At 35.9% G+C, this 11562-nt stretch carries 11 protein-coding genes; 10 read left to right on the forward strand and 1 reads right to left on the reverse strand.

All coding sequences use genetic code 11. The features are described from left to right. Window positions 1–50: 50 nt before the first annotated feature. Together ABF682_RS09415 and ABF682_RS09420 are read left to right on the forward strand one after the other, a co-directional pair. Window positions 51–308 (forward strand): type B 50S ribosomal protein L31, encoded by a 258-nt coding sequence (locus tag ABF682_RS09415; RefSeq protein WP_289980345.1) that lies wholly within the window; start codon window positions 51–53, stop codon window positions 306–308. A 542-nt stretch (window positions 309–850) separates the two neighbouring features. Then, window positions 851–2158 (forward strand): NCS2 family permease, encoded by a 1308-nt coding sequence (locus tag ABF682_RS09420; RefSeq protein WP_415619641.1) that lies wholly within the window; start codon window positions 851–853, stop codon window positions 2156–2158. 422 nt (window positions 2159–2580) lie between these two features. Here the strand turns inward: ABF682_RS09420 and ABF682_RS09425 are convergent, their stop codons facing one another. Then, window positions 2581–2718: a hypothetical protein gene (locus ABF682_RS09425; RefSeq protein ID WP_289980343.1), complete on the reverse strand. Its 138-nt coding sequence runs from the start codon at window positions 2716–2718 to the stop codon at window positions 2581–2583. Window positions 2719–2909: 191 nt separating this feature from the next. Here ABF682_RS09425 and ABF682_RS09430 point away from each other — a divergent pair, with 191 nt between their 5' ends. The 8 genes from ABF682_RS09430 to alr all read left to right on the forward strand — a co-directional run bounded on the left by ABF682_RS09430 (window position 2910) and on the right by alr (window position 11348). Continuing rightward, window positions 2910–3341 carry a GNAT family N-acetyltransferase gene (locus ABF682_RS09430; RefSeq protein ID WP_289980342.1) on the forward strand — a complete coding sequence of 144 codons (432 nt, stop codon included), beginning with the start codon at window positions 2910–2912 and terminating at the stop codon, window positions 3339–3341. A gap of 702 nt (window positions 3342–4043) precedes the next feature. Next, the gene (locus ABF682_RS09435) at window positions 4044–4601 is read left to right on the forward strand and encodes a LemA family protein (protein ID WP_289980341.1); all 558 of its coding nucleotides are present in this window, start codon (window positions 4044–4046) and stop codon (window positions 4599–4601) included. Window positions 4602–4625: 24 nt separating this feature from the next. Continuing rightward, entirely contained in the window at window positions 4626–5510 is an 885-nt protein-coding gene (htpX, locus tag ABF682_RS09440) for a zinc metalloprotease HtpX (protein ID WP_415619642.1), read from the forward strand. A gap of 31 nt (window positions 5511–5541) precedes the next feature. Continuing rightward, window positions 5542–6324: a hypothetical protein gene (locus tag ABF682_RS09445; protein WP_289980337.1), complete on the forward strand. Its 783-nt coding sequence runs from the start codon at window positions 5542–5544 to the stop codon at window positions 6322–6324. Window positions 6325–6583: 259 nt separating this feature from the next. Continuing rightward, window positions 6584–7966: a UDP-N-acetylmuramoyl-tripeptide--D-alanyl-D-alanine ligase gene (locus tag ABF682_RS09450; protein WP_415619643.1), complete on the forward strand. Its 1383-nt coding sequence runs from the start codon at window positions 6584–6586 to the stop codon at window positions 7964–7966. A 21-nt stretch (window positions 7967–7987) separates the two neighbouring features. After that, window positions 7988–9505, forward strand: coding sequence for a DEAD/DEAH box helicase (locus ABF682_RS09455; protein WP_289980335.1), 1518 nt, complete (start codon window positions 7988–7990; stop codon window positions 9503–9505). A gap of 338 nt (window positions 9506–9843) precedes the next feature. Next, complete coding sequence (gene acpS, locus ABF682_RS09460) at window positions 9844–10206, forward strand: holo-ACP synthase (protein ID WP_415619644.1); 363 nt, start codon at window positions 9844–9846, stop codon at window positions 10204–10206. A 20-nt stretch (window positions 10207–10226) separates the two neighbouring features. Beyond that, window positions 10227–11348, forward strand: coding sequence for an alanine racemase (alr, locus tag ABF682_RS09465; RefSeq protein WP_415619645.1), 1122 nt, complete (start codon window positions 10227–10229; stop codon window positions 11346–11348). Window positions 11349–11562 lie beyond the last annotated feature (214 nt).

Raw genomic sequence — 11562 nt, forward strand, 5'->3', positions numbered from 1 at the left:
AAAGATTAACTCTGACACAGCAAATGGGTCAGGGCAAAGGAGAGTATAAAATGAGACCAGGAATCCATCCAGATTATCATAAAGTTGTTTTCTTAGATTCATCTACAGGATATAAGTTTACTTCGGGTTCAACTAAGAATTCAGCAGAAACGATTGAATGGGAAGATGGAAACACATACCCATTAATTCGTGTTGAAATTTCAAGTGATTCACATCCATTCTACACGGGACGTCAGAAGTTTACACAAGCAGACGGACGTGTGGATCGTTTCAACAAAAAATATGGTTTTGCAAATAAAGAAGACTAATTTTTTATAGTTTTAAGTCTAAGAAAACTTAGTAATTTACTGCTAAGATGAATTAGATGGTATATAATCAAATAAAGTATGAATAGCGAAAACCAAGCTAGAATATACTTACTAGATTGGAATTAAGAGCTAGAACTAAAATATAAAGCAACACAATGGTTTGGGCTAAACCTTAGTAAAATAGAGTAAACTGCTGTCGAATACTGAAATGTATGAGATAAGTTATGCTTGTTCCTAGAAGCTCGGTACTTTAGTGCCGACAATAAGTAAGGAAGATGTCGTAATCTCGTGGGAGGTTAGGGCTCTTTTTTTGTCTCTATATTTTATTCAGTATTTTCTGTTGCGCCAGATAATCGTGGCCCATAAAATAAAGTTAGAATTCAAAAATTTCAGTCGTTTATTAACACGACCTTTTGAGTGGAACACGAACATTATGGTTGGATGATATTCGTATTTACATTTTTTTTACATTGTAGTATATTAATAAGCGGGTTTTATATTAAAATACGAATTTCAATGTTCGTAAAAAAGGAGTAAGTATTTTGAAAGAGAAAATCGAATCTTATTTTCAAATTAATGAATTAGGGTCGACTATTGGGCGTGAATTATTGGCCGGATTTACAACATTTATTTCAATGGCGTATATTCTTTTTGTTAATCCTAGTGTTTTAGGCGATTCAGGAATGGATAAGGGTGCTGTTTTTACAGCAACCGCCATCGCAAGTGCAATTGGATGTATTTTAATGGGGTTGTATGCAAAATATCCGATTGCTACGGCTCCCGCACTTGGAATTAATGCTTTTTTCACTTATTCAGTTTGTATTGGAATGAAAGTACCTTGGCAAACAGCCTTGGCTGGAGTTTTGATAGCTTCAATTATCTTTTTATTAATTACAATTTTCAAATTGCGTGAATTAATTATTGATGCAATTCCTGCTAACTTGAAATATGCAATTTCAGCGGGGATTGGTTTGTTTATTGCATTTATTGGTTTGGAAGATGGTGGAATTATCGTTGCAGATAAATCTACATTAGTTGCTTTAGGAAGTTTTTCTGGGACAACTTGGTTAACCATTTTTGGACTTATGATAACCGCAATTTTATTGGTACGTCGTGTTCCAGGCAATATCTTTATCGGGATGGCCGCAACTGCTATTTTAGGTATGATTACAGGGATGATTAAATTGCCAAGCTCTGTAGTTTCTGGTGCTCCAAGTTTGAAACCAACTTTTTTAGTAGCCGTACAACATATTGGAAGTATTAATTCACTGCAGCTAGTCGTAGTTGTATTAACTTTCTTATTAGTTACCTTCTTCGATACAGCAGGTACTTTGGTGGGATTAGCACAACAGGCTGGTTTCATGAAAGACAATAAGATGCCAAGAGTGGGTAAGGCTTTATTGTCTGACTCAACCGCGATGACTGCTGGAGCATTGTTAGGAACATCGCCTGTAGGAGCTTACGTAGAATCATCAGCAGGGATTGCTGTTGGAGGCCGTTCTGGACTAACAGCTGTCGTTACAGGAATCTTATTCATTTTTGGGATGTTCTTTTCACCACTTTTGAGTGTTGTTACAAATCAAGTAACTGCACCTGCTTTGATTATTGTAGGTGTATTAATGGCGCAAAACATGAAGAAAGTTGAATGGGACAAAATGGAAATTGCAATTCCGTCGTTTTTAATCTTATTAGGGATGCCGTTGACGTACAGCATTTCAGATGGATTAGCACTTGGCGTGATTGCATATCCGATTACGATGATAGCTGCTAAACGGGGAAAAGAAGTTCATCCAATCATGTATGCTTTATTCTTTGTATTCTTGCTCTTCTTCTGGATTTTGAATAATTAAGAATTAGCAAATAATTTTATAGTTTTAAGTCTAAGAAAACTTAATAATTTATTGCTAAAATTAATTAGATTATATATAATCAAATAAAGTATGAATAGCGAAAACCAAGCTAGAATATACTTACTAGATTGGAATTAAGAGCTAGAACTAAAATATAAAGCAACACAATGGTTTGGGCTAAACCTTAGTAAAATAGAGTAAACTGCTGTCGAATACTGAAATGTATGAGATAAGTTATGCTTGTTCCTAGAAGCTCGGTACTTTAGTGCCGACGTAAGTCACTAGAAAAGGTGTGCTAAAGATTATTGACTACTGATATATAATTATTAACAAAAAGGGGACTGCAAAACGATTATTGCGGTTCCCTTTTTGTTTTATTATTCTAATTGACGATAAAAAACAGTTTAAAAGATTATAACAGGTTACCTTTCAAACTTCTTTGCATCAGCATCAAGTCGTGCAAAACCGGAGCCTTCCTTTTTTGCAGGATGCTTTGCGCGGTCCTCTAGAGCTTTGCGAGCCAATGCTTTCTTTTCTTCTTTACTCAACTTCTTTGACATTGTAATCGCCTCTTTTTGTTGGAATCCACACATGGAATTCATTCCACAATTACATTTTAGTTCAATCATGAACAAAATTCAAAAAAAGATAAAAAAATTCGAGTAACATTGTAATTAATTAATATCTTTTCTTGCAGAGATTATTCATGTAAAATGATTATTAATGAGATATAAAGGAGGCTGTGAAATAAATGATTGCCTTTTATAGGACCAATGATTTAACATCTAAAGTTTATCAAGATGCACTAGCAATTCGTAAAGAAGTGTTTGTGTCAGAACAAGGAGTACCTGAAAAACTAGAGGTTGATGCTGAAGGAAGTGCTATGCATTATGTTGGATACATAGAAAGCCAAGCTGTAGTGACTGCTAGAACTATTGTGGAAGATGATGGGGCATGGCATATCCAGAGGGTGGCTACTTTGAATAATCAGCGTCATAAAGGATATGCAAAGGAAATAATGAAGTGTATTGAGGAAATCGCAGTGGATGACAAAATTCCTTATTTAACATTAGGAGCTCAAGACCAAGCACAGGAATTTTATTCTAAATTAGGATTCAATGTTGTCGGAGATGGTTTTTTGGATGCAGGAATTCCACATCATAGAATGAACAAAAAACTATAGTTGACTTATTTAGGATAAGAGAGTATAGTTTACTTCATGCGATGAGTCGAAGTAATCAGACGAATTTATTCGTTCCGCTGCGGCGGCTAGTGATTTTTTTCGAAAGGGACACAAATACTGGCGGATTTCCAGTGTGTCTGTAGGTGTTCATTGTGGAATGACCCTACTATCATTTAATTAATGGTACCTGTTAGTAAGCTATAACAATTTTGTTATGGCTTACTTTTTTATTCAGAATAAATATGTTTCATAATTCTTTAACGACTTTCAGCTTAACTCTGTAGGTATAATTACGTGTCAAAAAAGTACCTCCAAAACTTGACTTGCATGTTCAAGGTTTATAAGGCACCTCACTTACATCACACTCTTTTTTCTGAAAAATAATAATAAGATTCAGCATGCATTTAGTTACGGTTTGGTAGTTGTAATTATTGAAAGACATTCTAGAATAATGATTAGCAATCTGAAACTAAATTTTAATAATTTTCAAATTATAATGTAATCGGCTTTATAATAGCAATTAAATTTGCTATGATTGACTTAAGATATCTTATTGGGAGTTTTGTTTGCGGCTATTGAGTTGAAGTGTCTTGTATTAGTGAACTTTTTTCATGATAAGTAGAAGAAAAGTATAGTTACTAGTTCAATAATTTTTATGTAGCTTATCCTTATTCTCAATAATAAACAGTGGAGGAATTTATAATGGCTTGGATTATAATTATCATAATTGTTGCTTTAGTTGTCTTTGGGTATGTTGCTCTTTATAATGGGCTACAGACTGCAAAAGTTTATACAGAGGAATCTTGGAGTCAAATTGATGTTCAGCTCAAGCGTAGAAACGACCTGATTCCAAATCTTGTTGAAACTACCAAAGGTTATGCCAAACATGAACGTGAGACATTTGCAAAGGTTGTTGAGTTACGTAATCAAATGGTACAATTACCAGCTGATGCACATGAGGAAAAAATGGAGCTGTCAAATCAGCTTTCTAGTTCTTTAAAGTCAATTTTTGCATTAGCTGAGAGTTATCCAGATTTGAAAGCTAACCAAGAATTTGCGAAATTGATGGAAGAATTAAGTAATACTGAGAACAAGATAGCATATTCGCGTCAGTTGTTTAATTCATCCGCTGCTTCATTCAATCAAAAATTAATGACTTTTCCATCTAACTTTGTTGCAAGGATACATGGGTTAACAAAAGTTGATTATTTGGAAGTTCCATCTGAAGAAAAAAATGCACCAAAAGTATCTTTTGAATAAAACTTTGTTGAAGGGGTTTTGAAGATGTTATTTCAGCAAATAGCACGCAATAAAAGGCGAACAGTTTATGTCATGATCGCCTTTTTCTTATTAGTAATTCTTATTGGAGCAGCAATTGGTTATGTTTTTTTCAATAGTTCAGTCGCAGGTGTTTTAATGGCTGCTGTCATTGGGGCCTTTTACATGTTTTCGATGTTGGCACGATCGACGGATATAGTGATGGGAATGAATAATGCGGTTGAGATCAAGCAGGAAAGTGACTTTCCAGAACTTTGGCACATAATTGAAGATATGGCACTTGTAGGCAAAATTCCAATGCCGCGAGTATTTACTATTAATGACGAGAGTCCTAATGCATTTGCAACGGGACGAGACCCTGAGCATTCTGCAGTTGCGGTAACTCAAGGGCTACTAACTCGTTTGAATCGCGAGGAGCTTGAGGGGGTTGTTGCCCATGAAGTATCTCATATTCGTAATTATGATATTCGTTTGCAGACGACAGCGTTGGCGCTTGTATCCGTGATTTCAATCTTGGTTAATATTGGATATAATTCATTTTGGTGGGGTGGAGGTCGTAAGCGTGACAACGAAAGTAATGGTGGTTGGCTTGTTTTGGTTTTATCAATTGTCATTTTGGTACTAGGTCCTTTAGCTGCATCGCTGGCGCAGATGGCCTTGTCGCGTAATCGCGAATTTCTTGCTGATGCTTCTGGAGTTGAATTAACACGTAATCCTCAAGGGCTGATAAGTGCATTAGAGAAGATTTCAAATAGTGAACCAATGCAATCGGCTGATCCTAGTAGTTCATCGCTATACATTTCTAATCCATTCAAAGACAGTTCTTGGACACATTTATTTGATACGCATCCTTCAACCGAAGAGCGGATTAAACGATTGAAAAAAATGTGATAATTATTTTAAATAGAATAGAGGATTGATGATGCGTAATAACCTTATATATGTGCACATTGAAAAGGTATCGCATTTAACATTAACATATGGGATTTCAAATTTAGATTTTTTTAGAGGCGTAAAGACTAAGCCACAGAATTTGTTATCACTAGGGAATGTAGACCCTAATCAAGAGATAGATATTTATTCGGGATTTAACATGTATCTCGAAGAAGATAACGCACAGAAATTTCTGTTGCAAAATTCGAATCCTAATATTGACTGGATAGATTTTGATGAAGTTAATGATCTGGAATCGTTAACACCACATGAAGTCGCCGAATTATTATATTTGGGGCATGCGTATACGCATCTTAAGTCTCCTTTTTATTATAAATTACAAAATAATTATGTATATTTAACTTTACCCAATGGTGCAAAAAAGTTATACTATCGATATCTGCCACGTTTCTATCAAATCTTAGCGGTGTGTCTAACTAATAAGTTGGCAAGTACCTATCGTGAAAGAAAGCCCTTTTTAAGATCACGTCATCGTTTTCAAACGCTTGAGACTGCAATTATCAAAGAGATTGATTCTTTATTGGTATGTGGAACAGTATTTGACTTTGGCGAAATTCAAATAAAAGGACAAGAATTGACAGTTCCTTTTTTTCTAGCACCGGATTCCGTGTATCAATTAAAGTGGCATGAGCCCACAATGCTGATTGAAAAATCAAAACTTGTTGGTGAATTAAAATACTACTTGAACACTGCAGAGTGGAAATTAAAAATTTTGGCACCAGAGCTACTTGAAGATAGCTTGAATTTATAATCATTTATCGTTTAACGAAGTTCTTTAATACTAGGAAGACAGAAATATTTTGTTGGCAGAGTAGTGAAAAAGTACTCAGATGATGAGAGTATTAGAAACCAATAAATAATTTCTGTCTTGTTTTGTGTTTAATTTAAGATATTTTAGTTTTTGTGATACAATAGCATAGGACAATTTTAATGGAGATGCTGTGTATATTAGTGAGATGAAGCTGAGAGATTGGCTTTCAGACAGCATGTCATGAAGGGAAGAAATTTACATGAAGATGCGATTAGCGGAAATTGCGAAAGCTCTACAGGTTGAACCGAAAGAAGAATGGGAAGAGATAGTTGTCACAAGTGTCTCTTTTGATACTCGCTCGCTTGAACAAGGTGCGCTATTTATACCACTAGTTGCGGAACATGATGGGCATGATTATATCGAAAATGCAATTAATAGCGGAGCCGTTGCAACATTATGGCAAGAAGGTCATGATGAGAGCATAGTTTCAATTCCTAAATTGGTTGTTCCTGATAGCTTGCAAGCACTGCAAAAAATTGCGCATTATTATCTTCAGAAAATAAATCCCAAAGTTGTCGCTATTACTGGGAGTAATGGTAAGACTACGACTAAGGATATGGTAGCTGCTATCCTTGGAAGAAGGTTTAATGTACAAAAAACACATGACAATTTCAATAATTTTATTGGAGTTCCAATGACAGTGTTATCAATGGAACCAAATACTGAAGCTTTGGTTATTGAGATGGGTATGGACCACTTTGGCGAACTGGATAAACTTAGTCGCCTTGTTGAACCTGATATTGCAGTTATTACCATGATTGGTGAGGCACACATTGAGTTTTTTGGAACAAGAGACAAGATTGCTGATGCAAAAATGGAGATAACCCATGGCTTAAAAGAAGATGGGGTGCTTATCTATAATGGTGATGAACCTTTACTTGTCCAGAGAACTAAGGAGATAGGGCAGGAAACGACTACTTTTGGAACTTCAGATAATGTTAATTTACGTGCACTTAATGTCGTAAGCAATGATAAAGAGACGAGTTTTAGGGTAGCACAGTGGGAGAATGAGAATTTTGTAATTCCAATGATTGGATCATATAACGCAACGAATGCTCTAGCAGCACTGAGTGTAGGGGAATTTTTCAGAATACCTGTTGAGGAGATGAAAAAAGCACTCAGGTCTTTTGATTTGACCAAAAATAGAACTCAGTGGTTACAAGGGGCAAAGGGTGAGCGGATTTTAAGTGATGTGTATAATTCCAACCCATCAGCTGCAAAGTTGGTTATAATAGCCTTCTCAAATTCGGCAACAGATGGGAAAAGGATTGCAGTAATCGGTGACATGTTGCAACTCGGAGACAATTCAAAGGAAATGCATGAAAACTTAGCTGAAGTTATTGATCCAGATAAAATTGATAGTGTGTATCTCTGTGGGGAAGAAGTAGGATATTTGGCTACAAAACTAGCATCAAAATTTGACGAAGAACATCTTCGCTTGTATAAGGCAACCGACAAGCAAAATTTGGTTGCAGCTTTACAAAGTAAAATTTCGGCCGGTGACTCAGTATTGTTAAAGGGCAGTCATGGAGTTCACTTGGAGAATGTATTAGAGAAGTTAATGTTGAAGAATAGTTTTTAATAAAACAGGAGGAAATAATTTTTGAAATTTACAGAACTTGGCCTTTCAGAAAACATCTTAAAGGCAATAAACCGTAGCGGGTTTGAGGAAGCAACACCTATCCAGGCAGAAACAATTCCATTGGTTTTAAAGGGTGGGGATGTTATTGGACAAGCTCAGACAGGTACAGGGAAAACTGCTGCTTTTGGATTGCCAATTTTAAATAAAATTGATACAAAGAAAAATGAAATACAGGCAGTAATTGTGTCGCCTACTCGTGAGTTGGCAATTCAAACACAAGAAGAGCTATATCGTCTAGGTCGTGATGAACATGCAAAGGTTCAAGTTGTATACGGTGGTGCGGATATTCGTCGCCAGATTAATTCATTAAAGAAGGCACCACAGATTTTGGTGGGAACACCTGGGCGTTTGTTAGATCATATTAGAAGAAGAACTGTCAAGCTTGACTCTGTCAATATGATGGTGCTTGATGAAGCCGATGAAATGCTTGATATGGGATTTGTAGAAGATATTGAGAGTATTATTAAGGCAATTCCTGAAAAACGTCAGACATTGCTATTTTCTGCAACTATGCCCACTGCAATCTTAAAAATTGGTGAAAGGTTTATGCAAAAGCCAAGTATTGTTAAGATTAAGGGCAAAGAATTAACTACTGACTTAGTAGATCAATATTATGTCCGTGCACGTGATTTTGAAAAGTTCGATGTAATGACGAAAATTTTTGATGTCCAAGCACCAGAGCTGACAATTGTGTTTGGTAGAACTAAGAGACGTGTTGATGAACTTTCAAAGGGATTGGAAGCTCGTGGCTACAATGCTAAGGGAATTCACGGAGACTTGTCACAACAACGTCGTATGAGTATTCTTAAGCAGTTCAAGGCAGGTAAGCTTGATATCCTAGTTGCTACTGATGTGGCAGCACGAGGTCTTGATATTTCTGGTGTTACTCATGTCTATAATTATGATATTCCACAAGACCCAGAGAGTTATGTCCATCGAATTGGCCGTACTGGTCGAGCAGGACATCATGGTGTTTCAGTTACTTTTGTCACACCAAATGAAATGGACTATTTACGCGTTATCGAGAATTTGACAAAGAAACGCATGGGAAACCTGAAGCCACCTACGGATCAAGAAGCATTCAATGGACAAATTACTTCGGCAATTGATGACATTGATGAACTTGTTAAGAAGACCGATGCAAAGAAGTTTGAAAAACAAATCAATGAGTTGTTAGCAAAATATGACACTCAAGATTTAGTTGCTGCATTGTTGAATGAAATGACAAAGGATGCTGCAGTTGAGGTTCCAGTTAAGATTACTCCTGAGCGACCATTACCAAGGCATAAGAAAGCATCTTCTAACCATTATGATCGTAATCGGAGAAGTGGTAAGGGCGGTTATCAAAGAAGAGAAAATAAATCAGGTAACCATAAGAGTAATAATGGGCGTAAACCAAAAAAAGATCAAAATCGAGATAAATTCAATCGAGATAGTAAAAAGAAAAGAAAATTTACTATTAGAACTAAGGAAGGCTAAGTAGTTCTTAGTTATAGTAGCCGTAATTATAGGGGAGTGTGCCATAAGTCGGGAAAATTTCTAGTTAGACGGAGAATTTTGACTTATGGAACACGTTTATTCGTAATAAATAGAGGGACTGGATCAAAAGTTAAATTTTGTTCCAGCCCTTTTTTGTGTTCTTTGTAACTAATTTTGATTCAAATAGTTCATGCATAATTTATAGTAGTAAAATAAGATATAGTTCGAGGTGTATTAAGTAGATGTCTTCTTTTGTGCATCAAGAAGTTGTGGTAAGATAATTGACATAAAAAGCGGAAGAAGTAGGCTGTACAAAGATTGATAAAAGGATGAGTGGAGTGATTCAAGGAATTGGAATAGACATAACTGAGATTACTCGTATTCAGAAAGCTCAGGCGCGCCACCAAGGTTTTGCTGCCAAGATTTTGACTGCCGCAGAGCTCGAATGTTTTGAGAAGATGAGTAACCAGAGGGAAAATGAATATTTAGCTGGACGTTTTTCTGCTAAGGAGTCATATAGTAAGGCCTATGGAACAGGAATAGGGAAAAAAGTAGGATTCCAAGAAGTAGAAATTTTGAACGATCAAAAAAGTGGCAGACCAGTTGTTACAAAGCAGCCGTTAAGAAATGGGAAGGCACATATATCGATTTCACATACTGATAGGTTGGTAATGACAGAGGTTATTTTAGAAAGCAATTAATTGTAAGGGAAGTTATAAAAATGGTTGTAGGTATTCATCGAAAGACTTATGCAAAAGTTGATTTGAGTGCGATTAAACATAATATAGTGGTTGAAAAAAAGCAGTTAGCAAATAAGCAAAATATTTTTGCTGTTGTTAAAGCAAATGCATATGGACACGGAATTATTGAAGTTGCGAAGGCTGCACATGAAGTTGGTGTTGCTGGGTATTGTGTTGCAATAATTGATGAAGCCTTGGCGTTGCGGAAAGCAGGACTTAATGAACTGATTTTGGTACTCGGAGTTAATCCGTTTGAATACGCGTCGTTAATGGCGAAAAATAATATTTCAGCAACAGTCGGGGATATTGATTTTTTGAAGAAAGCGCAGGTTGTATTAAGCACTGAAAAGCAGCAATTATCTGTTCATCTAGCATTAGATACAGGGATGGGAAGAATTGGCTTTCGGACACAGAAAGAATTAAGGGAAGCAGCTGATTTTATAAAGCAACACTCTACAGAATTTAATTTTGAAGGTATCTTCACACACTTTTCAACGGCCGATTCTGGTGAAAAAGTGGCAGTTGATTATTATGAAAAGCAGATTGCTGAGTTCAATGAGCTTATTTCTTGTTTAGAGGAGCTGCCTGAATATGTGCATGTAGCGAATTCAGCAGCGTCAATCTGGCATAAGGAGTGTGGGGGTAATACAATTCGGTTTGGGATAACAATGTATGGTTTGAATCCTTCAAGCGATGAATTAAGTATTCCTTCTGAATTTAAACCAGCGATTAGTCTTTTGAGCGAGGTTGCGGCTATTAAGAAAATTAAGAAGAATGACTCGGTCGGATATGGTAAGACATATACTGCAAAAGAAGATGAATGGATTGCAACAATTCCGATTGGTTACGCAGATGGTTGGTTAAGAAAAATGCAAGGATTTAAAATATTGATTGCTGATCATTTTTGTGAAATTATTGGTAGGGTTTGTATGGATCAAATCATGGTTAAAGTTCCTTGGAAAATGGCGGTGGGAACAACTGTAATTTTGATAGGAAAAAAAGGCCAAAAAGAAATCAGGGTACAAGACGTCGCAGATCAAGTTGGAACAATCCATTATGAGGTAACTTGTTTAATTTCGGAACGTGTTCCAAGAATATATTAAGAATAAACTAAGGTTTTAATGATACATTAATATGAATTTGTGTTATTATTAATGGATAAAATATAGCTGGGGGTCACAAAATGGCATATCGATTTGAAAGTATGGCTGAGGAATTAAGTAGTGATAATAGTGAGCGAATTTCTGTTTATTGTGATTATTATTTGGGCCTAGAATAAAAAGTGTACAAGTTAAATAGAGACTCTGATTTAGTATA

Origin of the sequence: Liquorilactobacillus sp., assembly GCF_047719775.1 — a bacterium.
GTDB lineage: Bacteria > Bacillota > Bacilli > Lactobacillales > Lactobacillaceae > Liquorilactobacillus.